Annotated in this window: 22 protein-coding genes and 2 tRNA genes; 14 read left to right on the forward strand and 10 right to left on the reverse strand. The window is 32.0% G+C overall.

Annotated elements, in window-relative coordinates:
• Positions 1–5: 5 nt before the first annotated feature.
• From A8C32_RS10230 to A8C32_RS10255, 6 genes are all read right to left on the reverse strand, one after another.
• On the reverse strand, positions 6–1439 hold the full coding sequence (locus A8C32_RS10230; RefSeq protein ID WP_069830334.1) for a SusD/RagB family nutrient-binding outer membrane lipoprotein: 1434 nt from the start codon (positions 1437–1439) through the stop codon (positions 6–8).
• Between the two features lie 10 nt (positions 1440–1449).
• On the reverse strand, positions 1450–4641 hold the full coding sequence (locus tag A8C32_RS10235) for a SusC/RagA family TonB-linked outer membrane protein (protein WP_069830335.1): 3192 nt from the start codon (positions 4639–4641) through the stop codon (positions 1450–1452).
• 60 nt (positions 4642–4701) lie between these two features.
• Positions 4702–5388 (reverse strand): TIGR04282 family arsenosugar biosynthesis glycosyltransferase, encoded by a 687-nt coding sequence (locus A8C32_RS10240; protein ID WP_069830336.1) that lies wholly within the window; start codon positions 5386–5388, stop codon positions 4702–4704.
• A 2-nt stretch (positions 5389–5390) separates the two neighbouring features.
• Complete coding sequence (gene arsS / locus A8C32_RS10245; RefSeq protein WP_069830337.1) at positions 5391–6446, reverse strand: arsenosugar biosynthesis radical SAM (seleno)protein ArsS; 1056 nt, start codon at positions 6444–6446, stop codon at positions 5391–5393.
• Positions 6447–6654: 208 nt separating this feature from the next.
• Positions 6655–6990, reverse strand: coding sequence for an arsenosugar biosynthesis-associated peroxidase-like protein (locus A8C32_RS10250; protein WP_069830338.1), 336 nt, complete (start codon positions 6988–6990; stop codon positions 6655–6657).
• A 169-nt stretch (positions 6991–7159) separates the two neighbouring features.
• Complete coding sequence (locus tag A8C32_RS10255; RefSeq protein WP_069830339.1) at positions 7160–8302, reverse strand: acyl-CoA dehydrogenase; 1143 nt, start codon at positions 8300–8302, stop codon at positions 7160–7162.
• Between the two features lie 96 nt (positions 8303–8398).
• On the opposite strand from A8C32_RS10255, the gene A8C32_RS10260 reads away from it, so the two are divergent.
• The 8 genes from A8C32_RS10260 (at position 8399) to A8C32_RS10295 (ending at position 15786) form a co-directional block, all read left to right on the forward strand.
• Entirely contained in the window at positions 8399–9463 is a 1065-nt protein-coding gene (locus A8C32_RS10260) for an anhydro-N-acetylmuramic acid kinase (RefSeq protein WP_069830340.1), read from the forward strand.
• Positions 9464–9629: 166 nt separating this feature from the next.
• Entirely contained in the window at positions 9630–10856 is a 1227-nt protein-coding gene (locus A8C32_RS10265) for a Glu/Leu/Phe/Val dehydrogenase dimerization domain-containing protein (protein WP_069830341.1), read from the forward strand.
• Positions 10857–10871: 15 nt separating this feature from the next.
• A complete protein-coding gene (gene nhaD / locus A8C32_RS10270; RefSeq protein ID WP_069830342.1) occupies positions 10872–12266 on the forward strand; it encodes a sodium:proton antiporter NhaD in 1395 nt (464 codons plus the stop codon).
• A 138-nt stretch (positions 12267–12404) separates the two neighbouring features.
• Positions 12405–13106 carry a MotA/TolQ/ExbB proton channel family protein gene (locus tag A8C32_RS10275; RefSeq protein WP_069830343.1) on the forward strand — a complete coding sequence of 234 codons (702 nt, stop codon included), beginning with the start codon at positions 12405–12407 and terminating at the stop codon, positions 13104–13106.
• Position 13107: 1 nt separating this feature from the next.
• Positions 13108–13497: an ExbD/TolR family protein gene (locus tag A8C32_RS10280; RefSeq protein WP_069830344.1), complete on the forward strand. Its 390-nt coding sequence runs from the start codon at positions 13108–13110 to the stop codon at positions 13495–13497.
• A 68-nt stretch (positions 13498–13565) separates the two neighbouring features.
• A complete protein-coding gene (locus A8C32_RS10285; protein WP_069830345.1) occupies positions 13566–14426 on the forward strand; it encodes an energy transducer TonB in 861 nt (286 codons plus the stop codon).
• 3 nt (positions 14427–14429) lie between these two features.
• Positions 14430–15647 carry a bifunctional folylpolyglutamate synthase/dihydrofolate synthase gene (locus A8C32_RS10290; RefSeq protein ID WP_069830346.1) on the forward strand — a complete coding sequence of 406 codons (1218 nt, stop codon included), beginning with the start codon at positions 14430–14432 and terminating at the stop codon, positions 15645–15647.
• A gap of 64 nt (positions 15648–15711) precedes the next feature.
• Positions 15712–15786 (forward strand) — tRNA-Val (locus A8C32_RS10295).
• Between the two features lie 299 nt (positions 15787–16085).
• On the opposite strand, the gene A8C32_RS10305 is transcribed toward A8C32_RS10295, so the two are convergent.
• Positions 16086–17759, reverse strand: coding sequence for a hypothetical protein (locus tag A8C32_RS10305; protein ID WP_069830348.1), 1674 nt, complete (start codon positions 17757–17759; stop codon positions 16086–16088).
• A complete protein-coding gene (locus A8C32_RS10310; protein WP_123803389.1) occupies positions 17728–18090 on the reverse strand; it encodes a hypothetical protein in 363 nt (120 codons plus the stop codon). The genes A8C32_RS10305 and A8C32_RS10310 overlap by 32 nt, the downstream gene beginning before the upstream one ends.
• A 267-nt stretch (positions 18091–18357) precedes the next feature.
• Between A8C32_RS10310 and A8C32_RS10315 the strand changes: the two genes are divergently transcribed.
• The 5 genes from A8C32_RS10315 to A8C32_RS10335 all read left to right on the forward strand — a co-directional run bounded on the left by A8C32_RS10315 (position 18358) and on the right by A8C32_RS10335 (position 24215).
• Entirely contained in the window at positions 18358–21879 is a 3522-nt protein-coding gene (locus A8C32_RS10315) for a DEAD/DEAH box helicase (RefSeq protein WP_069830350.1), read from the forward strand.
• A 214-nt stretch (positions 21880–22093) separates the two neighbouring features.
• Positions 22094–22324, forward strand: a complete 231-nt coding sequence (locus A8C32_RS10320) for a helix-turn-helix domain-containing protein (protein ID WP_093455631.1) — start codon at positions 22094–22096, stop codon at positions 22322–22324.
• Positions 22311–22646 carry a HipA N-terminal domain-containing protein gene (locus A8C32_RS10325; RefSeq protein ID WP_069830533.1) on the forward strand — a complete coding sequence of 112 codons (336 nt, stop codon included), beginning with the start codon at positions 22311–22313 and terminating at the stop codon, positions 22644–22646. The genes A8C32_RS10320 and A8C32_RS10325 overlap by 14 nt, the downstream gene beginning before the upstream one ends.
• Positions 22639–23583: a HipA domain-containing protein gene (locus tag A8C32_RS10330; protein WP_349267243.1), complete on the forward strand. Its 945-nt coding sequence runs from the start codon at positions 22639–22641 to the stop codon at positions 23581–23583. The genes A8C32_RS10325 and A8C32_RS10330 overlap by 8 nt, the downstream gene beginning before the upstream one ends.
• 557 nt (positions 23584–24140) lie before the next feature.
• Positions 24141–24215 (forward strand) — tRNA-Val (locus tag A8C32_RS10335).
• 361 nt (positions 24216–24576) lie between these two features.
• Here the strand turns inward: A8C32_RS10335 and A8C32_RS10340 are convergent.
• On the reverse strand, positions 24577–24879 hold the full coding sequence (locus A8C32_RS10340; RefSeq protein WP_069830353.1) for a hypothetical protein: 303 nt from the start codon (positions 24877–24879) through the stop codon (positions 24577–24579).
• A 102-nt stretch (positions 24880–24981) separates the two neighbouring features.
• Between A8C32_RS10340 and A8C32_RS10345 the strand changes: the two genes are divergently transcribed.
• Positions 24982–25296, forward strand: a complete 315-nt coding sequence (locus A8C32_RS10345) for a helix-turn-helix domain-containing protein (protein WP_069830354.1) — start codon at positions 24982–24984, stop codon at positions 25294–25296.
• 26 nt (positions 25297–25322) lie between these two features.
• Here A8C32_RS10345 and A8C32_RS10350 read toward each other — a convergent pair whose 3' ends face one another.
• The gene (locus A8C32_RS10350) at positions 25323–26609 is read right to left on the reverse strand and encodes a UDP-N-acetylmuramoyl-tripeptide--D-alanyl-D-alanine ligase (protein ID WP_069830355.1); all 1287 of its coding nucleotides are present in this window, start codon (positions 26607–26609) and stop codon (positions 25323–25325) included.
• Positions 26610–26663 lie beyond the last annotated feature (54 nt).

The following is a 26663-nucleotide window of genomic DNA, read 5'->3' on the forward strand; positions in this document are numbered from 1 at the left end:
ATTAATTATTCATTCCACCAAACAGGAACGTTAATACTGTTATTATCTGTTGTAGCTGCTGCCTTAGCATAATTTTCGGCATTTAAAGCTTCCTCTTCTGCTGGATAAGGCATTCTTGTTGGAATTAAGTTGTTATTTAAACTTGCAGAAATGGTTTTTAATTCTGGAAAGCCAGTTCTTCTATATTCCACCCAACTTTCGTAACCATTAATAAGGTTAGCAATCCATTTTTGTGTAATAATTTGCTGTAAAGGTGTTGTTCCTGTAGCATTGTAATTGGCATTTCCAGAAAGGTAATTTGCTGGTAATTCAGTATTCCAATATTCAAAAGCTAATAGTACTCCAGTTTCATATAATGTTTGAGCATCTGCTGTAATAAAATTTTTGGCGGCAGCTTCTGCTAATGCAAAGTGAACTTCCCATGCTGTAATAAAATTAGCGTCTAAAGTAGAGGTGTCTTCTCTAAATGCTGTGCCAGCTAATGAATAATCGGCTAAAGTAATAGATGTTGAGGTTGCATCTATACCGTTTAATAATCCATTAAATTCTCCAGAAGCTGCATTTGGTGCAGGTTTAAATAGTGTGTTAATTCTTGTATCGTTTAAACCAGTTAAAATGTTTTCCATGGTTTTAGATAGAACAAAATTATTAAAATCGCCTACACGTAATTGTGCTAATCTAAAACTATTTGGGTCTGAATTTGTAAAGTTGAAAATAGCATTTTGAGCATTGGTTTTTATATAATTATCGTTATTGAAAATAGATTGTAATTCTGCCGAAACATCTATTTTATTTGAAATTCTTAAAAGATGTTTAATTTTTAAGGCATTTGCAAATTGAATCCATGATTGTAAATCACCATTAAATAAAATATCGCCTTGTAATGAAATGGCATCGGTATAATTTTCTATAGCAATAATGCCTTTGTTTAAATTATCTAGAATGCCTCCTTCATTCATATAAATACTTTCTTGCGTGTCATATTTAGGAGTTACTGTTCCGTTAAAAGCTTCAAAATATGGAACGTCTCCAAATAAATCTGTTAAACCAGCAGCTATATAAGCTTTTAATATTAGAGCAGGACCTTCATAAACTTTAAAGGCATCTATTGTTCTAGATTGATTTAAAATAATTTCATTGTCACGTAAATTGGTGTAGAATATAGACCAAGGGTTTCCGCCTAATTGTGGAGATTTAAGTGCATGACGGTCAAATAAGTTGAAATCTAAAGCAGTTCTGTGTTGTGCTAATAAATCGCCAGCAACAAAACCTTCGTAACTCATTTCTTCGCCATAGTTGTAAATAACTTGAGTAAGTAATAAACTAGGTTGTACCGAAACGGGCGCATTGGGATTTGTATTAATGGCTTCAAAGTCTTTTGTACAACTAGTAGTTGCTAGAAGGCTTAAAATTGTGAATATATATATAATGTTTTTCATGTTTTTTCTTTTAAAAGTTTAATCCTGCTTTAAATCCGAAACTTCTAGTTGTTGCATAACTTAAGTCTTCTACACCGCTAACAAAACCGTTACCTTGTACAGCAATTTGTTCTGGATCGAAGTGTGGGTTTTCGGTAATAGCAAAAAGATTATTTCCTGTAATAGATAAACTTAAGTCAGCGCCTTTTTTTAGACCTAAGAAGCCATTTTTTAATTTAAAATCGTATCCAATTGAAAATTGGCGTAGTTTTAAGAAAGAAGCATCGTATACATTATTTTCTTCATGATTTCTATCGTAAAATTGGCGGTAGTAACTTTCTGCAGATACAGAAACAGTATTAGGTTGCCCTGTTGTTTGTTTTACACCTTGGGCTACAATACCAGAAGTTGGTCTAAAAGCTGTTTCGGCTAGTTGCCCGCCCACATTACCTAAAGCACGTGTTCTAGATACAATTTCGCCACCTTGTCTCCAATCAAATAAAAAGTTTAAGTTCCAGTTTTTATAATTAAAATTATTATTCCAACCTAGTGTGAAATCTGGATTGTAATTACCTAATTTTTTTAAGTTACTATCTGCTATATATCTACCATTATCGTCAATAATAAACTCGCCATTATCATTTTTTAAATAGCCTGTTCCATAAAAATCTCCAATACGTCCGCCTTCTTCTACTTGAAACCAAACGGTTTGGTTAGCACTATCGTAAATTCTGCTGTAAGCTAAAGTTAAGCGACCTGCTTCTTGAGGTAAATTTTTAATAGTTGAACGGTTGGTTGCAAAATTAAAAGTGGTATTCCATTTAAAATTTTCATTTTTAATAGGTGTTACTCCAAGAATAATTTCAACACCTTGTGTGTTTACTTTTCCACCATTAACAACTTGTTGGTTGTAACCCGATGATATGGTTATGGGTAATGATATAATTTGATCTTTAGTTGTGGCATTATAATATGTAAAGTCAAAACTTAAAAGGTCTTTAAAAAAGCGTAAATCGGCACCTACTTCATAACTTGTTGTTTGTTCTGGTTTTAAATTAGCGTTTGGAATAAAATCTTGATCGCTAAATGTTGGTTGTCCGTTAAAAGGTGTTTGAGATACAAAAGCACCAGAAGTTTGGTATGGACTAGTATCATTTCCAACTTGAGCTACACTGGCACGTAATTTTGCAAATGAAAATATACTTGGTAGTTCTGTTGCATTTGATAAAACAAAACTGGTTGAAACTGAAGGGTAAAAGAAAGAAGTACCACTAACAGAAAAAGGAGTAGCTAAAGCACTAGACCAATCGTTTCTACCTGTAATATCTAAAAATAAGAAGTTTTTATAACCAAATTTTGCAATACCGTATATTGAGTTGATTCGTTTTTTACTTTCAAATTGAAAGGCTTCGATAGGGGAAGCTGCATTGTTTAGATTAAAGATTCCTGGTTGTGCTAAATTTACAGTTTGTAATTGTTTTGTGGATGCAGTTTGGTCTAAACGATTTCCACCTAGTGAGACATCAAAAGAAATGTTGTTAAACGTATTGTTGTAATTAATTAAGAAATCTGTATTTACTTCTCTGTATTTTACATCATGTTCTGCATAACCTCCATTTTTAAAACGGTTACTGCTAAAGTTTCTTCTAAATTGGCGTGTTTCGCTACTGTAATCCATTCCAGATCTTAAAGAAACACTTAAATGGTTTGTAAGTTGTTGTTTTAAAGAAATGTTTCCAAATATACGATCACGCTCAAATGAGTTTCTGTTTTCTAATAAAATAAAATATGGATTATCAAAAAAGGTATAGTTAAATGAATATTGTTGTATGCCTTCTAATCCTGGTTGCCAGTAATTCCTTAAACTGTTTGTGTTTAATGAACGTGATCCCCAAGCTACTAATGAATAATTAACGTTTTCACTACCATAACCGTTTGACGGTCTGTTATCGCTATTTGAATTTACATAACTAAAAGATGTTGCAATATTTGTTTTTTCTGAAGGTTTAAAATTAAGTTTAGCAGAAATGGTTTGTCTGGCTAAGTTTACGCCAGGAATAATAGATTCACTTCTTAAATCTGTAAATGATAATCTGTAATTTCCAGAGTTAAACCCGTTAGAAATAGCAACATTGTTAGTGGTGGTAACTCCCGTTTTATAAAAATCTTTTAGATTGTTAGGGTTCGAGTTAAAAGGAGTTGCTGTGATAGGTAAACCATTGTAAAGAGCTGTATCACCTCCACGAACAGTGTTCCCATTAGGCAATTGTACAGGGCTATCAAATTGAGGGATTAAAATACCAGCATCTAAACGTGGTCCCCAAGAGTAGGTAATGTTATCGCTAATTCCTGCACCAAGCCCATCTATAAATTCAAATTTTCCAGATTGACCTTGTCCATATTCGTTTTGAAATTCGGGTAATTTAAAAGCTGAGTCTATAGAAATTGAGGTATTTATGTTAACACTAAAGCCTTTCTTTTTACTACCATCTTTAGTTTTAATAACAATTACACCGTTTGAAGCTCTGGTACCATAAAGTGCTGCGGCACTTGGACCTTTTAAAACAGTAACAGATTCAATATCGTCTGGGTTTACTTCCATAGCGCCATTACCAAAGTCAATTTCTTGAAATCCAGCGGCTGCTTCGTTAGTTGTATTAAATATGGTTTCGTTATTAATAGGAATACCGTCTACTACAAAAAGTGGGTTGTTGTTAGAGAAAGAAGATTCTCCTCGAATGGTTATTTTAGATGAAGATCCAACACCTGTTGCTCCTTGTGTAACTGTAACTCCTGCTAGTTTTCCTTGTAAGTTATCAAGAAAATTAACTGTTTTTACTTTTGTTAAGCTTTCAGATTTTATGTTTTGTACTACATAACCAAGTTCTTTGGTTTCTCTTTCTAGTCCTAATGCGGTAACAACTATTTGGTCTAAACTTGTAATGTCTTCTTTTAAGGCAATATTAATTACGGAAGCATTTCCAATTGTTATAATTTGTGTTTCGTAACCTAGATATGAGAATTTTAATGGACTTGATTTAGAGGATACTTGAATAGTGTATTTTCCGTTTTCATTAGAGATTGTTCCATTGTTATTGTTGGTTATATTAACAAAAGGTAATGGAGTGCCGTTGGATGCATCTGTTATTGTTCCTGTAATAGTTATTTGAGCATGAGCTATACCTGCAAAGGCAAGCATCATGTAAAATATTATGTGCTTCATTTAATGTAATTAAAAAATTGAAAAGATATATCTGAAAATAAAATTCAGATTGAGAGTATTTTAGATATGATTTGTAATAGGAGAGCCTTTATTAAATTGAAGGTTTAATATGGGGTTTTTAATAGAAATATAAAAAGTTGAAATAATTCTTTTTTCTAGAAAAAGATATAATTTAAGAAGCTTTTTTATGGTTTTTGAAAGCGTTCTAAAATTATTGATAATTGTTTTAACATCTGCTGCAGAATCAATATCTGTTAATGTTTCTAAATAGCAAATGTTTATTTTTTTTGAAGCATTTAATTTAGAAATACTTCTATTTAATTGAGAGGTTTGCCAGGGTAATTTTAAAAATATATCTGCATTAAATTGAGATTTTTTAAGTCCCATAAGGTAAAAACCACCATCTGTAGATGGCCCTAAAACAAGGTTGTGCTTTTGTAATAGGTGAGCTGTTTTAAGAATATGTTTTGTAGTTAAGTGTGGGGTATCGTTCCCTATGGTTATAACTGTATTATATCCTTTGTTGTATGTTGTTTGTATGGCGTTGGTAAAACGTTCTCCAAAAGAATTGCCAACTTGTTGATTTTCGGAAAAAATAAAATAAGGTAGCCCAGTTTTTTTTATAATACTTAATGTACGAGCATTAAGTGCTGCAAATACATCTTTAGAATATTGAAATGGTTTTGAAACCGCTTCTTTTTCGGCAGAATTCGCAAAAATTAATATGGCTACTTTACCTTCTTTCATAATTATGCAACAACACCTTGACAGCTACTTCCTGCTCCAGCTGTACAGCCATAACAGTGTTGAGAAATAACAATGTTTCGGCCTTCTAATAGTTCTTCATTATATTCTGAAATGTGTTTTGCTTTGCTATTTACTGGCAGACCTAGCATTTGATTAAAGTCGCAGTCGAATAAATAGCCATCCCAACTTATTGATAAGGTGTTTGTGCACATTACGTTTTCTACTGCGGCTGGGTTGTAGGCTTCAACTAAAGCATACATGTAATCTTCGTAATTTTCTGAGGCTATTAAATAATCTAAAAATCTGGAGATTGGTAAATTAGTAATGGCAAATAAATTATGAAATTGAATGCTAAAATCTTCCATTAACCCTTTTTTAAAATCTTTTTCCATGGCCATTTGGTCTCCTGGTAAAAAGGCTCCAGATGGGTTGTAAACTAAATCTAAACGTAAGTCGCTATCTGGCATACCGTAACCTACGGCGTTTAATTCTTGAAGGGCTTTTATGGATTTATCGAAAACACCATCGCCACGTTGTTTATCTGTTTTACCTCGAGTCCAATGTGGCATTGAGCTAACTACGTGTACATTGTGTTTTTTAAAGAATTCTGGTAAATCGTAATATTTTTTATTGGCTCTAATTATGGTTAGGTTAGAGCGTACAATAAAATCTTTAATACCGGCTTTAGCGGCTTCTTCTACAAACCATCTAAAATCTGGATTCATTTCTGGTGCGCCTCCTGTTAAATCTAAGGTATGCGCTCCTGTGTTTTTTATAACTTCCAGGCATTGTTGCATGGTTTCGCGGGTCATGATTTCTTTTCTATCTGGACCGGCATCGACATGGCAATGCTCGCAAACTTGGTTACACATGTAGCCAACGTTTATTTGAAGTATTTCTAACTTTTTAGCTTTTAATGGAAACTGATTAGTTTCGGCTATTTTATCTTTAAATGTTGGTAATTCGCCATTTTGGAAAATACCGTTTGATAAAATTTGCAGTTGTCTATTGCTATTTGCTAAATCGCTTTCGCGTTTTTTTAAGGACTTTGTTGCCATTAATTAGTTTTTGTCTTTTTTGTTCGTGTAAAAAAATATAGTTTCTGGCTTTGCGTTAGGGATTGAAGCGGCATCCTTTTTAAATTAAACTAAAAATTAATTTGGTTTTAGCTTTAAGTAGTTGGTAGATAACCATGTTGTTGGATGCTTACAATAATGTTTTAAAAAGATAAAGCGGAAAGCCCGACCCTTGGGTAACGCCCTTATACTAGCCGTCTAATTTATTTACTTTATTCATCATTTGTACGCCATGTACTAGGGTTGCTCCACTTTTTATGGCTGCTCCTACATGTATGGCTTCCATCATTTCTTCTTTAGTAACGCCGCGTTGTAAGCCGTCTTTAGTGTAGGCGTCTATGCAATAAGGGCATTGTTCTGTGTGGGCAACGGCTAAGGCAATTAACGATTTTTCTCTGGCCGTAAGTGCGCCTTCTTCGAAAACTTTACCGTAGTACTCGAAAAACTTGTTGCCTAATTCTTCATTCCATTCTGTGATTTTTCCAAATTTTCTTAGGTCTGATGGATCGTAATATGTTTTTTGCATGTTGTAAATTTTGGACTAAAGATATAAATCTAATTTGTTAAGTCGAGAAGTTTAAAGTGACTTAACAAAAAATGCTGAAAATATTTTATTAAATATTATTCAGCATTTTTAAATGTTAAAAAGGGTTGGTTACTATAATAGTCCTTTTTGAGGCAACAAAAGTAATACTTTAATCCTTTAAAACATTTCTAGATATTACAATTTTTTGAATTTCTGAAGTTCCTTCGTAAATTTGTGTGATTTTAGCATCACGCATTAAGCGTTCTACATGATATTCTTTTACAAAACCATTACCTCCATGTATTTGTACAGCTTCGACAGTGTGTTCCATAGCTGTTTTAGAGGCATATAATTTTGCCATAGCGCTAGAGAAATCATAACTATTGCCTTGGTCTTTGTCCCATGCTGCTTTCATTACCAAGTGTCTTGAAGCTTCAATGTCTGTAATCATATCTGCTAGTTTGAAAGCTATGGCTTGATGGTTGCAAATTTCTGTACCAAAGGCTTTTCGTTCTTTTGAGTATTTTAAAGCTAATTCGTAAGCGCCCGATGCTATGCCTAAGGCTTGAGCTGCTATACCTATACGACCTCCAGAAAGAGTTTTCATAGCAAATTTAAAGCCAAAGCCATCTTCTCCAATCCTATTTTCTTTTGGTACTTTTACATCGTTAAATTGAAGTGTGTGTGTGTCGCTTCCTCGGATTCCTAATTTATCTTCTTTAGGACCTATGTGAAATCCTTCTGCACCTTTTTCAATAATAAAGGCATTTATGCCACGGTGTCCTTTATCTCTATCTGTTTGGGCAATGACTAAATATACGTCTGCTCGACCACCGTTGGTTATCCAGTTTTTTGTGCCATTAATAATGTAGTGATCGCCTTTATCTATGGCTGTTGTTTTTTGTGAAGTGGCATCGCTACCAGCTTCGGGTTCACTTAAACAAAAGGCTCCAATAAATTCGCCTGTAGCTAATTTTGTTAAATATTTTTGTTTTTGTTCTTCAGAGCCATAAGCTTCTATACCATAACAAACTAATGAGTTATTTACAGATACTATTACAGATGCAGAGGCGTCTATTTTTGATAGTTCTTCCATAATTAAAACATAAGAAATAGTATCCATACCACTTCCACCATATTTTGGGTCTACCATAATGCCAAGAAAACCTAAGTCTCCCATTTTTTTTACCAATTCATTAGGAAAGTGTTGTTTTTCATCACGTTCAATAACACCTGGTAGTAATTCTGTTTGTGCAAAATCGCGAGCAGCATCGCGAATCATAATGTGTTCTTCTGAAAGGTTAAAATCCATAATTCTTAAATATAATGTTGATTTGATGAATGAATATTCGCAAATATAGCTTTTTAGTGTAAATTTTTCAATTAGGATTGCTATTTTTGCTACGAAATGAAAAAAAAAGAATACAGTGTTATAGGGGTGATGTCTGGAACGTCTTTAGACGGAATAGATTTAGTAGAAGTTAAATTTTATATAGATAATACATGGCATTTTGAGGTTATTTGTGCAGAGACTGTGAGCTATACTCAAAAATGGTATGATACTTTAAAAGGTTTAGTGTCTTGTTCTTTTGAAGAATTACAAAAGATAGACGAAGCTTATACAGATTATCTGGCAATTATTATTAAAAATTTCATCGTTAAAAATAATATAGATAGTATTGATTTAGTCTGTTCGCATGGACATACAGCGTTACACCAGCCAGAAAAAAAAATAACTTATCAAATAGGAAATAGACCTAAGCTTGCTAAATTATTAAATGAGCAGTTGGTTTGCGATTTTAGAGTGCAAGATGTTGAGTATGGTGGTCAAGGTGCGCCATTAGTGCCTATTGGAGATGAATTGTTGTTTTCTAAATATGATTTTTGTTTAAACTTAGGTGGTTTTGCAAATATTTCTACTAAAATTAATACGTCTCGAATAGCTTATGATATTTGTCCGGTAAATATTGTATTGAATCATTATGTAAAAACTTTAGAGGTTAATTATGATGATAAAGGAGGTATTGCCTCAACTGGTATTTTAAATGATGAATTACTAGAGGCTTTAAATGCTTTAGATTTTTATGAAGAAGTATATCCTAAATCGCTAGGCTTAGAATGGGTTAATACATTTATTTTTCCTTTAATAGATCGTTTTCAATTAGAAATAAAAGATATTCTAAAAACTTGTGTTGAACATATTGCTATTCAAATTGCTTCAGAAATAAATAAAAAAAATAGAGCTACGGTATTAATTACTGGGGGAGGTGTTTATAATGAGTATCTTATAAATAGACTTAAAGCACACTCAAAAAAAGCACTTATTATACCAACAAATGAAATTGTAGAGTTTAAAGAGGCTATAATTTTTGGGTTTCTTGGAGTTTTAAAATTAAGAAATGAGGTTAATTGTTTGAAAACAGTTACAGGTGCTATTCAAGACCATAGTTCTGGTAAGATATTCCTTCCTTAAAAATAATAAAAAATTAATCTTAATGGTTTTTTAGTTTTTTATATTTGTGACATTAATAATTTAAAATACTTTTTAGAATGACTCAACTATAGCTACGCTTAAATATACCTTCCAGATATATATTTATAGAATATGTTAAAAAAGAATCAAAAAAAAAGTATAAAAAATGAAAGAATTATTAAAAAAATACGAGAATAAATCACCCGAAATTGTTTTTAATTGGAAGGATTCTGAAACTGAAGCAGAAGGATGGGTTGTTATCAATTCATTGCGTGGTGGTGCTGCAGGAGGAGGAACAAGAATGCGTAAAGGACTTGATATGAATGAAGTTTTATCGTTAGCTAAAACTATGGAAATTAAATTTACAGTTTCTGGCCCTGCTATTGGAGGTGCAAAATCGGGTATTAATTTTGATCCTAACGATTCAAGAAAAAAAGGCGTGTTAGAACGTTGGTATAAAGTCGTGTCTCCTTTGCTTAAGAGCTATTATGGTACTGGTGGTGATTTAAATGTAGATGAAATTCATGAAGTTATTCCGATTACAGAAGCAAGTGGTGTTTGGCACCCTCAAGAAGGGGTTTTTAATGGGCATTTTATGCCTACTGAAGCTGATAAAATAAACAGAATTGGACAATTACGTCAAGGTGTTATTAAAGTTATTGAAAACCCAGATTATTCCCCTAGTGTATCAAAAAAGTATACTGTAGCAGATATGATTACTGGTTTTGGTGTAGCCGAAGCTGTAAAACAGTATTATAATATTTATGGAGGCTCTGTAGAAGGTAAACGTGTTGTAATACAAGGGTTTGGAAATGTAGGGGCAGCGGCAGCTTTTTATTTATCACAAATGGGAGCTAAAATAGTAGGTATTATTGATATTGCTGGTGGGGTAATTAATGAAGATGGTTTTTCTTTTGGGGATATCAAAAAATTATTTCTTGCTAAAAATGGTAATACTTTAAATGCAGAAACTTTAATTCCTTTTGAAAAAATAAATAAGGAAATCTGGTCTATAAAAACAGAAATTTTTGCACCATGCGCAGCATCTAGATTAATTACAAGAAAACAAATAGAGGAAATGATTAATAGTGGTTTAGAAGTTATTTCTTGCGGTGCTAATGTGCCATTTGCCGATAAAGAAATTTTCTTTGGCTCTATTATGGAGCACACAGACCAAAAGGTGAGTTTAATACCAGATTTTATTTCAAATTGTGGTATGGCTCGTGTTTTTGCTTATTTCATGGAACGCAAAGTGCAAATGACAGATGAAGCCATATTTAATGATACCTCAAATAGAATTAAAGAGGCTTTAGAAAACGTGTATAATAAAAATCAATATAAAACAGGAATTAGTGCAACAGCTTTTGAGCTTGCACTAAGTCAATTAATATAATAATTAATTAAATTTATGGAAGTAGCAATTATTTTAGTATTCGTAATGGGGTATTTAGCCATTACTCTAGAGCATAGTATAAAAATAGACAAATTAATACCTGCATTGGTCATGATGGCTATTTGTTGGGCATTAGTAGCTTTAGGGATTGAAAGCTTTCCGCAATGGTTTGATTCTTCTAAACATGCCTTATTAGAAGGTTTTGGAGGACTTCCTTCGGAAGAAAAAATGCACCTTATGGAAGAAACGCTTCTTCATCATTTAGGGAAAACATCAGAAATACTGGTGTTCTTGTTAGGAGCTATGACTATTGTAGAAATTATTGATTACTTCGATGGGTTTTCAACTATAAAAGATTTTATAAAAACGAAGAAGAAGTCCAAAATCTTATGGATTTTTGCTATTCTAGCTTTTATCTTATCTGCAATTATAGATAACCTTACAGCAACTATTGTATTAATTTCTATACTACAGAAAATAGTAAAAGATAAAAATGTTCGTATTTGGTTTGCTGGTTTAATAATTATAGCTGCAAATGCAGGAGGAGCTTGGTCTCCAATTGGAGATGTTACAACTACCATGTTATGGATTGGTAAAAAAGTAACAACAGGGCATTTGGTAGGATACTTATTGTTACCATCATTTTTGTGTATGGCAGTACCAACATTTATTGCATCGTTCTTACCAGCTTTTAAAGGTGATTTAGATTTAGAAGAAGAAGTGGAAAAGAAAAAGAAATCAAAATTTAGTGCAACTATGCTTTATTTAGGTTTAGGTGCTATTGTGTTTGTACCTATATTTAAAATGATTACACATTTACCTCCATATGTAGGTATGATGCTATCTTTAGGCATTGTTGCTATTTTTGCAGAGGTATACAGTAGTTCTAAATTTAGTATGAGCGAGATTGACTCGGAAGAAAGTGATGCGCATGCACATCATAGTCCTGTACACCATTCATTATCTAAAATTGAATTACCAAGTATCTTATTTTTCTTAGGAATATTAATGGCGGTTGCGGCATTAGAATCTTTAGGGATATTATTTGGTTTTGCACAATCATTACAAGATACGATGCCGCAATTAGGAACAGAATTGCATTCTGGAGGCGTATCAGATTTAGTGGTTTTATTATTAGGTGTAGGATCTGCAGTGATAGATAATGTACCATTAGTTGCAGCTAGTTTAGGTATGTTTTCAGAACCTTTAGATCATGAATTATGGCATTTTATAGCTTTTTCTGCAGGAACAGGAGGTAGTATGTTAATTATTGGTTCTGCGGCAGGAGTTGTGGCTATGGGGATGGAAAAAATAGATTTTTTCTGGTACTTAAAAAAGATCGCTTGGTTAGCTTTTGTAGGCTTCATTGTCGGTTCAATTGCATTTATGTTTACAAGAACTTTATTTTAATCGAAAAAAAGCTTCTTTCTATTGAGGTTAAAAATAAAATTGGTATTCTTACAGAAATTTAAGAATCGAGTCTAAAAGTATTTTGCTATACTTTAACAAAAAAAGAAACGTTATAAAATTGCAGTAAATTTTTTTTTCATGCTAAATACATTATTACAAAACACACAAGAAGGAGCAGAAGTGCTTACAGAAGAAGAATCTGTTGAAAAAACACTTTCAATTATAGAATTAATTAGTAGCGGCGGTTTTGCAGGACAGCTTATAATTGCTATTCTGTTTTTATTATTAGTAGGCGCTATTTATATTTATTTTGAACGCATATTTGCTATAAAAGCAGCTTCAAAAGTTGATTCTAATTTTATGAATCAAATTAAAGACCATGTTAGTAATGGGAAAGTTGATTCTGCTCAAATGTTATGTGCGCAAGTTAACACACCTGTATCTCGATTGATAGGAAAGGGAATTTCTAGAATAGGGAAACCATTAGCAGATATTAATACAGCTATTGAAAACGCAGGACGTTTAGAAATATATGGTTTAGAGAAGAACGTAAGTATTTTAGCAACTATCTCTGGAGCTGCTCCTATGATAGGTTTTCTTGGTACGGTAGTTGGGATGATATTAGCAATATATGAGCTCGCAAATGCTGGAGGTAGTATACAAATGGATGTTTTGGCAAGTGGTTTATATACTGCCATGACAACAACTGTTGCAGGTTTAATTGTAGGTATTGTTGGTTATATAGCATATAACCATCTAGTAGTAAAAACAGATAAGGTGGTATACCAAATGGAAGCCAATTCATTAGAGTTTTTAGATCACTTAAACGAGCCAACATAATATGAACTTTAGAGGAAGAAATAAAGTAACACCAGAATTCAATATGTCGTCTATGACGGATATTGTATTCTTACTGCTTATATTTTTTATGATTGCTTCTACATTGGTTAGTACCAACGCTATTGATATTGTGTTGCCTAAAGCAAGTGGGAAAACAGAGAATAAAAAATCTGTTGCAGTGAGTATAAAAAAGAACTTAACGTATTACGTAGATCAAAAACGAGTTGGAGAAAGTGTCTTAGAAAATGAGTTGTTAGCAGCTTTATCTTCACAAGATAAACCAACTATAGTTTTAAGAGCTGAAAAGTCTGTACCTGTTGAAAATGTTGTAAAGGTTATGGATATTGCAAATAGAAATAAATTTAAAGTCATATTGGCAGTAAAACCTTAATAATTAATGTGTCATTTCGAGTGGTTTCGATTCGAAAAATCGAAATTGTATCGAGAAGCTTTTGAGTAATGAAGTATTTAAAAACCAAACACGAAAAAAATTCAGCAAAATTAACGACCTTAATAACGGTTATTATTTTACTATTGTTGTTTGTTGTAAGTACACCAGAGGTTGAGACTCCAGAAGAATATGGTATTGCAGTAAATTTTGGAAACACAAATTTTGGAAAAGGAAAAGTACAACCATTAAAACCAGTAAAGTCCGAACCTAGAAAAGTTGAGGAGCCTCCTCAGCCAGATGCTTCGCAAGCTGAACCTGAGGTAACAAAGCCTTCTGAGGTTAAGGATAATGTGTTGACTCAAGATAATGCGGAGGCTATTGCTATTAAAAAGCAAAAAGAAGCTGCAGAAGCAAAAGCAATAGCAGAAGCTGAAGCCAAAAAAGCTAAAGCAGAAGCTGATAGGAAAGCTAAAGAAAAGAGAGAGAAAGAAGAAAAGAAGAAGAAGTTAGATGCTTTAATAGGTGGGGTAAGTAAATCTGAAGGAAAAGAAACTGGTAGTGAAGGAAACGATAATAAGGCAGGAGATAAAGGACAGTTAGATGGTAACCCTTATGCTCCAAGTTATTTTGGAGGAAAAGGAACTGGGAGTGGTGGTGTTGGTCATGGATTAAATGGAAGAGGGCGCGCATCTTTTAAAAAGGAAAAACAAATATGCAATGAATCAGGTATGGTTATTGTTAAGATTATAGTGAATCGAAGTGGAAATGTTATTGAAGCTGTTCCAGGTGTTAAAGGCACGACCAATACTTCTAGATGCTTATTGGATCCAGCAAAAAAAATAGCTATGTCCCACAAATGGCCTGCAGACTCTAAAGCACCAGCAAAACAAATAGGTTTTGTGAAAGTTAATTTTAGTTTAGGACAATAAGAAATGACATATCAGGATACAATTAATTGGATGTTCTCGCAACTACCAATGTATCAAAAACAAGGTAAAACGGCTTTAAAAAAAGATTTATCAAATACTTTAAAATTAGCTGAATATTTAGAGTTTCCAGAACGTAATTTTAAATCTATTCATATAGCAGGAACCAATGGAAAAGGTTCTACTAGCCATATGTTAGCATCTATTCTACAAGAAGCGGGTTATAAAGTAGGTTTATATACATCCCCTCATTTAAAAGACTTTAAAGAACGTATTAAAATTAACGGACAAGTTGTAGGTGAACAATTTATAATTGATTTTATAAAACAAAATAAAGGCTTTTTAGAAACGAATCAACTATCTTTTTTTGAGATGACTGTTGGTATGGCTTTCGATTATTTTTCGAAGCAGAAGGTGGATATCGCTATTATCGAAGTTGGTTTAGGTGGCCGATTAGACTCTACAAACATCATTACTCCAGAAGTATCTGTAATTACGAATATAGGATTAGACCATACACAGTTTTTAGGGAATACACTTGAAGCTATAGCTTTTGAAAAGGCGGGTATTATAAAACCTAGTATTCCAGTGGTTATAGGTGAAACTCAAAAAGAAACAGAGCCAGTATTTAATAGTATTGCAAAGGCGAATAATTCTAAAATTATATTTGCAGATCAAGATGTTAAAACCGTTTATAAATCTGATTTAATAGGAAGTTATCAAACTAAAAATATTAAAACAGCAATTGAAACAATTAATGAAATTCGGTTAAAAGGATTTAAGATTTCTGATAAACACATAAAAGACGGTCTGTTGCGTGTTGTAAATAACACAAGTTTATTAGGACGCTGGCAGGTTTTAAATGAGCAGCCTAAAGTGGTTTGTGATACAGGTCATAATAGTGAAGGTTTAACTTATGTGATGAATCAAATTTCTAATGAAAATCATGAGGCTTTACATATCGTTTTTGGGGTTGTAAGTGATAAAGATTTATCATCGATTGCTCATTTATTACCAAGGCAAGCGACATATTATTTTTGTAAACCTGATATTCCTCGAGGGATGGATGCAGAGCAACTTAAGAAGACTTTAAAAGGTTATGGGGTGTTTGGTGAAGTATATGGTTCTGTTAATGAGGCGTATAAAGTTGCTTTAAGAAATTCTACATCTAACGATTTTATTTTTATAGGAGGAAGTACTTTTGTAGTGGCAGAAATAATTTAATTTTTTTACAAAAAAGCTTTTGGTAATTAAAAAACAAGAGTATATTTGCACCTCCTAATAATAAGGGCGCGTAGCTCAGTTGGTTCAGAGCACTTGGTTTACACCCAAGGGGTCAGGGGTTCGAATCCCTTCGCGCCCACAGAATTTATAAAAACCTGTAAATTAAATATTTACAGGTTTTTTGTTTTTGATGGTTATTGTAACTTGTTGTTTGTCAATACAATGGGAGTTCAAACTTTTTTAAGATATCCAAATATCTCCACAATTAATTTTTTTTAACAATAGGATTAACAGGTTTTCTTTAACTGTTCCAAAAGAATTGTATCCTCATTCCAATACTTCAGTAGTTTTTCGTATTCTTTTTGTGTTTTAGTAATTTTTAAAGTATATGGTCTTCCTTTTGTTATGGTTTCAGTTTTTAAATCTATAGTAACACTTTTAATTACATTTTCTACTTCCTGTCTTAGTTGTTGATTTGCCCCTATATTCATAAACAAAATCTATCGGAGAATTTAAAAAAGGAGATAACATTTCCCAAATCTTAGGATTACGTTTTGAATTAGGAACTTTTCTAGTCCAATTAATAGGAGGTTGCGGTTTTTCATTCGTTTTATGTGATAATTCTTGTATGCAAACCTCTTTGACGTTATAAAATAATGGAGTTTTGTTTTTTGAATTTAATAAAGCCTTAAATAGAACCTTATTAAGATATTTTCTAGATAAATACTTAGTGATCTTCTTTGTTGTAATCTCAGTCCAAGTAGTATCTTTATTCTTAAAAGTACTAAGTCGCAAAATATCTTGTACAAGACGAGTTGCCACTTCCATTCTTCCAATAGTATTCTTTTCATAATACAAATAAGAATCTTTTACATTATGGATATCATTAGTACTAATATAGTTTGGGATATATTCTATTTGTTCTTTAAGTAAGGGGTTAAGTGCTGTTCTCTCTTGTGCCATCTTTCTCAAAATATGTATAAGATGCCCTATTTTATATAGGTTATTAGAGTTTTCTACTGCTACAAAGACTTTTTTAAACAAGGTAAAGCTATACTGTTTTATTAAAGAACACCAGCTTTCTGTACTGATATTATCAAATATCTTACTTAGATTATTATTTAATTTACCCGCTATTATTTTATCATTAATATAGCATAAGGCTATGGCAAGAATACTAAAATCCAAAGTATCTCTTCTCCGAATATCAAAATTAGGCTCAGAAAACCCTAGTAAGATTTCTCTTATGGCATGGGTATATTCAGAATTAGGAACATGACTTTTCTTCATATAATAATCCAACCACTTCAATTGATCTTCAATAGGTCTGTTTTTTAGTATTGAAATATGTCGGCTTTTAGGCCATAAAACAACAGCTCCATAATGATACCAGTATTCGATGGTCATTCCTGCATTACCAGTAAAACCTTCTTCTTCTTTTTCTGTTGGTTCTCCTTCTCCCAGATCGAGGTCAGCGATTACATCTTTCTTTTCGATACTTAAATATCCCAATCCGGGATTGTTGCCATTCCAATGTTCTATATAGGTGTATTCGTCATAAATTTCTCCCATAGTTCCATCTTCTTCCGGTTCGTCGTCATATCTGCGATAACTATTGTAATAATCATAATCAGCTTCTAATTGACCGTTTTGATAATGTGTTATTAATGCCAATTGTGCATAATATCCAGCTTTTTCTGCGGCATGCAATAGTGCTTCTGCTCTTGGTTTATCATGTCCTTTTAAATTCATTAAGGAGAAGTTTGCTGGTGTATATTCATGACCTAAGAAAATGGCTTTAGGTAATTCTTTAAATTCTTCTTTAGAGGAGGTTAGGATTTCCGATATTTTATTTTGCTGGATACTAAATTTGGGGCTATTGATTTGCGAATTGGAATTAGCGTTTACTAAATTATATACAAGGCAGATTCTATAGCCAGATGTGATAGGTTTAATTTCGTGTTCGCAATCTGCAAAAAAGGCTGTGTAGGGTAGTTTGTAAGTAGTATAAGCTTCTGAAAAGTCAACTATTTGAGTTCTGTTGTTAAAGCTTATTTTCAATTCTCCTCCAGTATGTTTGCTAGGTAATCCAATCACTAAGGTACCAAACATTCCCTGAATCTTTATGTGACAGGAAAAAACTGCCTGATTCATAGATCAGAAGCTTGTATAAATTGACTTCTACAACATTTTGTTTTTCAAAGCCAAGTCCTTTTTTAGTTTGATTTACTATTGTTTTTAAAAAAGGAAGCCATTCTGGATTATGAAAAGAAATGGGTTCAGCATCTATTTCCCATACATTACGAACCGAATCATCATAGATGGTTTTACTACCTTTTCCAAAAGGAGCTTTATGAGACACATTGATTATTGATTGAATCTGGTTGATTTCTATAGGGAAACTGACTTCTCCAAATCCATCTATTCGAAGACCGGGTATCATCAAATTCTTTGTTCCAGCAACTACAAACGTACCATTGCCTTTGATGTCGTGTAGTAAGTTTATTATATCCTGTAAGTTCTCTTGCATATCACAAACATACTCGTTTTTGTGAAATTATATTTAACATTAATCGTAAGAATATGTTGAATTTAAGCTATGCAGGTTCGAACTTTTGAAAATATATTATTTTTCACTAAAAAGGAGTTTTTCAATTTAAAGAATCTCAGTATTTTGGTCTAAAAAAACACGAAATCCTGATAAAACATTATGGCGCAACAATTCGGTAAAACTTGGTGGGGAGAACAATTTTTAAAGGCTTTATCACAAATTGATTATTCTAACCGCTTACCACGAGGAAAAACCTATGCTCGAAAAGGTACTGTAAAGGATATTAGGATTACTAAAAATATTATTGAGGCAAAAGTTAAAGGTAGTAGGCCTAGGCCTTATACTATTAAGATTACCATTCCAGCATTTAGCTCTTCACAGAAAAAGAAACTTATGGATGCTATAATTGGTGATCCATTGTCGTTATCTCATTTATTAAATCGTGAATTACCACAAGAACTAAATGAGATTGCAAAACAGAATGGAATACAAGTTTTTCCTAACCAATGGTCAGATTTTGAAATGCAATGTTCTTGTCCAGATTGGGCTGTGCCATGCAAACATTTAGCAGCTGTCATTTATGTTTTCTCAGCAGAGATTGACCGAAATCCGTTTTTATTATTCCAATTGCACGATTTGGATATTCTTAGCGCGTTAACCCAAGCAGGAATGCAGTTAGAAGGAAGTGTAAAAGCTTTGAATTTCGAAAATTTACTTTATGATAAACCAATTTCTATTGAATTTCAAAATAGTTCTGAGGAAGCTGTTTTTGATTTGTCTAAAATTATTCCTCAAGCCGAAAATGTATTGCCTCTATTAGAAGATAAAGCGCTTTTTTATACAAAACCATTTGCCTCGATACTTAAAAAACATTATAAACTAGGAACTTCGTTTGCCAAAAATATAGTGGCAAAAGAAATTGTCGCGCTAGAACTCAATACATTTGAGAAGATTGAATGTGTAGAAATTCAAATCCATAAGAAAGAAATAAATTTCCAAGGGATTACCTTCTTTTCTAGAGGGGAGCCTATAGATACTTCAACTTTTACTAAAGACTTAGATTCATTAATTGATTTTTTAGAAAGAATCCCTAGGAAATTTGAAAATCGTCTCTCAGTTGATTTGCAATGCCTGTGCCGGGCTTATCATTTAAGTGTTTATTTAATGCTTAATGGGGCGTATGTTCCTCAAATTGTAGAATTGGAAGAAGTACATTATAAGGTTCGTTGGATACCTGCTATGGCTAGTGAGGAAGTAAACTATTTAGTGGAATCTTTGGAGAAAAATATTTCACAGCGGTTTGTTGCCATAAATGCCGCTTCTAAAAAGCAACAATATTTAACGCCAAAAGATCAAATCATTTGTTTGTTGTCTGCTTTTTTAACACATTATATGCTTAAAAAAGGATCATGTACTACTGGCACAAAAACGCCTTTGGATTTTAAAATTGATGAACTTTTTTTTAGTAATAAAAAGCAATCTTTCCCTGACTTTGAAGAGCAGCAAGTTCCTAATTCTATACATCAATATTTACAGCGATTACACATCAGTAGCCAAGTTTATACACCATTGATTAAGATAGAAGATAATCCTTTGGAAAGTATTTTTGAAATAGAACTATGGATTGAAAATAAGCAGGATGCTGTTCAAAAACCTGTTTCTTTAGAGAAGTTTGTCAAAGGAGGAAAGTATGCTTCTTATAAAGCTTCTGTTTTTCAATCGTTATCGAGTTTATCTAAAGATTTTGTAGACATAAAACCATTGATTTCTTCTTTAGGTAAAGAACAACTCTTTTTAGATAGCGATGGCTTTGCTGCCATTTTACTTAAAGTATTGCCTATTATCAAATTACTAGGTATTCGAATACTATTGCCCAATTCTTTAAAGCAGTTGGCGAAGCCTCAAGTCTCCATAAAATTAGATAGTAATAGTTCAAAAACAGACAGTAAAACCTATTTAAACTTGAATGAAATGTTAGATTTTCAATGGCAGGTAGCTATAGGAAATCAAACGATATCCGTTGCTGAATTTAAAAAATTGGTTAAAAACACCTCTGGAGTAGTCAATATTAAAGGAGAATATGTGCTTATTGATCCTAAGCAAATTCAAACCTTATTAAACAATTTAGAAAAAGACAGAGAACTTTCTCATATTGATATATTACAATCTTTGTTAACTGAAGAATATCAAGAAGCCAAAATATCCCTTTCGAACTCGGCTCGTGAAATTATAGAAAGTTTGTTGAAAAGTGAAGCTAAACCAATCCCCCAAAGTTTAAAAGCCACTTTACGGCCTTATCAGGAAAGAGGTTTTCAATGGTTGTATAATAATAGCAAGGTAGGTTTTGGAAGTATTATTGCTGATGATATGGGACTCGGTAAGACTATTCAGGTGATTACCTTATTACTTCAATTTAAAGCTGAAGGAAGGCTGGATAAAAAGAAAGGACTCATTGTGGTACCAACTACGCTTTTGACCAACTGGCAGAAAGAAATAGAAAAGTTTGCTCCAGATTTAAGTACTCATATTTATCATGGAGCAAAACGTACTTTTGTTGCAGCCGGTTTTGACGTTTTTATAACCACCTATGGTTTATTGCGTTCCGATGTATCCAAATTTCAAAAAATAAAATGGGAGATATTAGTTATTGATGAAGCTCAAGCAATCAAAAATGCGGGAACAGAACAGACCAAAGCTATAAAGAAAATTAAAGCTACTGTAAAAGTTGCTATGAGTGGTACACCTGTAGAAAATCGCTTAAGTGAATATTGGAGCTTATTCGATTTTACGAACAAAGGGTATTTAGGTTCTATGAAATATTTTACACAACATTTTTCTTCTCCTATTGAACGAAAGAATGATCAGCTAGCATTACATCGTTTCAAAAAAGTTACAGATCCTTTCATACTACGTCGCTTAAAAACGGACAAATCTATTATTACTGATCTTCCTGAAAAAATAGAGCAAGATTGCTTTGTTGCTCTAGGAAAGGAACAAATTGCGTTATATCAAAATGTGGTTGATAAAATGATAAAAGCTCTAAATGAAGTTGAGGAAAAATCTATTGAACGAAAAGGATTAGTCCTTAAAATGATAACAGCTTTAAAGCAAGTTTGTAACCATCCCTCTCAATTTTTGAAGAAAGAAGATTATCGTCCACAATTGTCAGGGAAATCAGAACGACTACTAGAGATATTGAGTGCTATTTATGAGAATAATGAAAAAGTGTTGATCTTCACCCAATACAAAGAAATGGGGCAGATTCTTTCGGAAATGCTATCCAAAGTTTTTGGTACAAAACCCTTATTCTTACATGGGGGAGTTTCTCGTAAAAAAAGAGATGAGATGGTAGAAGACTTTCAAGAGAAAAAACATCTCAAAACTTTTATTCTCTCTATAAAAGCAGGAGGAACAGGATTGAATCTAACCGCTGCCAATCATGTAATCCATTATGACCTTTGGTGGAATCCTGCTGTTGAAGCTCAAGCTACTGATCGAGCTTTCCGTATCGGTCAACAAAAAAATGTATTAGTACATCGTCTGATTTCTAAAGGAACTTTCGAAGAAAAAATCAATCAAATGTTACAAGATAAAAAACAGTTAGCTAATATGGCAGTTTCTACAGGTGAAAAATGGATTGGTGATTTGTCTAATGATGAATTGAGGGACTTAGTTTCTTAACTTTAGTCTCAAGCAACTTTTTTCTATTGCAGTAAAAACAATGCGGCTTAAGCCTTTGGCAAATGACTATGTTCATATGTAATCGTAAGAATATGCTGAATTGATTTCTGATTCTTTATATGCTTTTAAATATAAAATTTTTTGAAAAACATTTTTTATATGTAAATGCATATATTTTGTTATATTTGCATTAAATTATATCTAAAAACATATAATTATGAACTTAGCAACATTTGTCAAAGAACGAAGAAAGTCGGTATACTTAACCCAATCACAATTTGCTGAACGTGCAGGTGTAGCTTTAACAGTGATAAGAAAAATAGAACAGGGTAAAACCAATTTGAACATGGAAAAGGTAAATCTTGTTTTGAGGATGTTTGGACATGAGCTAGTTCCTGTTCCTAGTTCATCATTGGAAAAAAGCGATGATAATGAGAAAAGCTAACATCTTTTACAATGATATATTGTCTGGTGTATTGATAGAAACGGATGATGGTGAATACCTTTTCCAATACGATCAGAAATATATAAAAGAATATTCAGATCAATTTATAACGTTTACCATGCCTGTGAGACAAGAAGTGTATCTAGATAAAAGATTATTTCCTTTTTTTGAGGGCTTAATACCAGAAGGATGGTTATTAGATATTGCCTCAAGGAATTGGAAGATAAACAGAAACGACAGAATGGGACTTTTGTTAGCCTGTTGCCAAAATTGCATCGGAGCAGTAAGTGTACAATCTACTAATTCAGATAATGATGAATAAGTGTTTATACTGTTATCAAGAATTGAAAGGTACTAATGATTTTCATGGGCATTGTGCAATGGCATTTTTTGGAACAAAAGAAACACCTATACTTAATTATACTTTAGATCAAATGTCCTTATTAGCTAAGAATGTGGTGGAAAGAAGTATATCAGTACCGGGTGTACAGGCAAAACTATCGATGTCTTTGGTAAACGAAGTAACAAATGATCACTATAATAGGCTTACTGTAGTTGGAGCATTGGGTGGAGATTATATTTTTAAACCTCCTAATGCCAATTATCCAGAAATGCCAGAGAATGAGCATGTGACTATGCGTATAGCTGAGGCATTTGGAATAAATACAGTTCCATCTACATTAATTCGCTTAAAATCTGGTGAATTATCATATCTAACTAAGCGTATTGACAGAAAATTAGATGGAACAAAAATTCATATGCTGGATATGTTTCAAATCACAGAGGCATTTGATAAGTACCGAAGTTCTATGGAGCGTATAGGAAAAGCTTTGGATATGTATACTAGTAATACCTTATTAGATAAATTGTATTTTTTCGAAATTACTCTTTTTTCTTTTTTGACAGGGAATAACGATATGCATCTAAAGAATTTTTCGATGATCAAAACAGCTATTGGGTGGTCTTTGGCTCCTGCTTATGATTTATTAAATGTAACTATTGTTAATCCTGAGGATACTGAAGAATTGGCACTAACTATTGCTGGTAAAAAGAAAAAGTTTACAAAAACTCATTTTGAAGAATTCGGGAAAGGTCTGGGGTTGACATTTAAGCAGATTGCAGGTGTATTTAAACGCTTCGAAAAAAGTGAAAAAAAAGTAGTCAATTGGATTGAAAATTCATTTTTGTCAGATACTATGAAATTACAATATTTGGAGGTTTTAGAAGAGCGTTATAACAGAATTTATGTGAATGTATGATCGTGTTTATAGATGTTGTAAATACTTTAATTTCGAAATAATTAAGCTAATATCCTCAACCAAAAAGTTCGAACTCTGTCGCTTTAAGCCCACAAAGGTTCTCATAAATGAGAACCTTTTTTGATTTTAAGACTTTTAAATCAAAAACTATATAGAAAAATAGAGACCCTACTTAAAAGTTGTATTTAAGTAAAAATCCCGTTTTTTAGTTTAGCATATTGGCATAGTTAGGGAGAATATAATGCGCTATAGCCAGCCAGAGTAATAAGCTTTCAAGATGGACTTATAAATTGGTTAAAAAAGTGGGATTAATGAGTCAAGCTAAAAATGGTGGTATGCCTGCTATTATAAACTCTTCAGAAAATCAAATTAAATAAATCTTTGAAGATACACAATTTACAACAATTGATATTGAGAATTAATCCTGTCCTAAATAAGTTTATAGAATAAGCGTTTAGGAAGCTATTTTTAATTTATTATTAAATTTTTTAAGACTAGTTGAAAAAAAACTTTCAGTTATTAATAAAGTATACTATATTTGCACCTCCTAATAATAAGGGCGCGTAGCTCAGTTGGTTCAGAGCACTTGGTTTACACCCAAGGGGTCAGGGGTTCGAATCCCTTCGCGCCCACAAAAATCCTGAAGTTTTACTTTAGGATTTTTTTATTTTATAATATGAAGTTATAGGTGTATCTTTATTAAGTTTTGATTGAACTAAATTTAAGATTAGATAATGACTATTAATAAATCTTTAGGAATAACTGCCTATCTATTAATATCTCAGTACCTCACCCAAACTGTGATATTCATAGCTTGGGTTGATACTTCAACACTTTAGCCTTGAGAGAAAGGCAATTAATCACCTGCGATTAAAATATTTGGTTTTATTTAAGTGAATTCTTATTGTTGTAAGGGTTTTGCTTTAACTGTTTGAATTTATGTTAACAGTCTTTACTAATCTTTGTTTTAACTATTGTTATAGAAATATTATGTTATTGTTTTTTATTGTTTTTTAAATCAGTTGTTTGTAAGTTTTTCTTTAAGCGGTTTGATATGTCTTTATATACTTTTGCTATTTCTATAATAGCGTTAAAAACCAAAATATTCTTACTTATACCTCCTTTAGTATTTCTAACGGTTTGTGAATCAACTGTAATATTGTCATTAGCTAATTTAAGTATGACTTTAGATGTATATTCCTTAGGAAGGTGATTAATTAGTAAATCTTTTAGCACTTCTTGTTCTTTCTGTAAATGCACGTCATATAATGTGTATAATTTGTTTAAATTTGTCATAACTTGAGTTTTCTCGAGTGAATTTACACACAAATATATACAAATAATTAAATTAATTATTAAAAATTTATTTATTTGTATAATTTATAATTGTTCTAAATTATGAAGTTTGAAGATAAACTGAGGCAATTAATAAAGACTAAGTATAATAGGTTAAGTGATTTGGCTGAGAAATTTGATATGAATTATTCTCAACTTTCGCAGTATATGAATGGCAAAAAGATATCTATTGAGTTTTTAACAAAAGTAATACATGAATTCCCAGAGGTTGACCTTAATTGGTTACTAAGGGATGATAAAGAGAATGTTGTACAAGAAGATCCTGTATCTTACAAAGCAATATTAGATAATGACCAAATTATAGATAAGATCGAAAAGTTGCTAATTGACTTAAAAAGTCAGTTAGCAAAAAAATGATTTTTTAGGATAGAATTTTTGCGAAATTATTTAATTAAACTTAGAAGCCGTTCTAAAGCCATGCCTCTTGAACCTTTAATTAATAAAGTTGTATTTTCTATTTTTGAAATTTTGAAGTGATTTTTGAAATCTTCAAATGTTTTGTATTGACTAGCTTTATCTGAATTAATTAGGGTATGATAAAAGTTTTCTCCAATAAAAAGTATTTTATCAATTTTTAAAGAAATAGCTAAATCTGATATGTTTTGATGTTCTAGCTTAGCTTCATTACCTAGTTCAAACATGTCTCCAAGTATAGCTATTTTATGTCCAGATTGTTTTTCAAAATTTAATAAAGCAGCACTCATACTTGTAGGATTGGCGTTGTAGGCATCTAAAATGATTCTATTTGAGTCTTTTTTTATAATTTGAGATCTATTATTCGTTGGGGTGTAGTTTTCAATTGCGGCCTTTATATGTTCTTTAGGGATCTTAAAATAATTTCCAATAGCTATAGCTGCAGCTATATTATTAAAATTATAGTCTCCTATAAGTTGGCTTTTTATCTTTAAGCTGTTAAAAGATGAGTATACGAAAGGATTAGAATTTATATAGTCAATTTGTATATCGGCTAATTTTGCAGAGTGATTACCAAAAGAGAAATTATTTACACTTTTAGTTTTTTCAATTTGTATAGTATCATTTGCATTAACAAAAATCATTTTGTTATTAGTAATTAAATAATCATACATTTCACTTTTTCCTTTAATAACACCTTTAATACCTCCAAAGCCTTCTAAATGAGCTTTTCCAAAGTTAGTTATATATCCATAATCAGGCTGGGCTATATTACATAAAAATTCTATTTCTTTTTGATGATTAGCACCCATTTCGACAATACCAATTTCTGTAGTTCTTGTCATAGATAATAGAGTTAGTGGTACTCCAATATGATTGTTTAAATTACCAATGGTAGCTATAGTGTTGTATTTTTGAGATAACACAGCGTTAATAAGTTCTTTAGTAGTTGTTTTACCATTACTGCCAGTAAGAGCTATTATTGTTGTGTTTAAGTATATTCTATGAAAAGAAGCTAATTTTTGAAGTGTTTCAAGAACATTATCTACTAAAATAGTTTGTGCAGAAGTGTCGTATTCTTGTTCATCTATTATAGCATATTTGGCTCCGTTATTTAAAGCTAGTTGTGCATAAGTATTTCCATTAAAATTACTGCCCTTCAGGGCAAAAAACATATCGTTTTCTTGTATTTTTCTAGTATCGGTGCTTATTAAATTACATTGTAAAAAAAGCTGATGTAATTGTTCTATTTTCAATTGTTAAGTTCTTTAAATTAAAAATTGAAAGTATAAAAAAAAGTCCTAACTAAC

The organism is Flavivirga aquatica, from assembly GCF_001747085.1.
Taxonomy (GTDB): domain Bacteria; phylum Bacteroidota; class Bacteroidia; order Flavobacteriales; family Flavobacteriaceae; genus Algibacter_C; species Algibacter_C aquatica.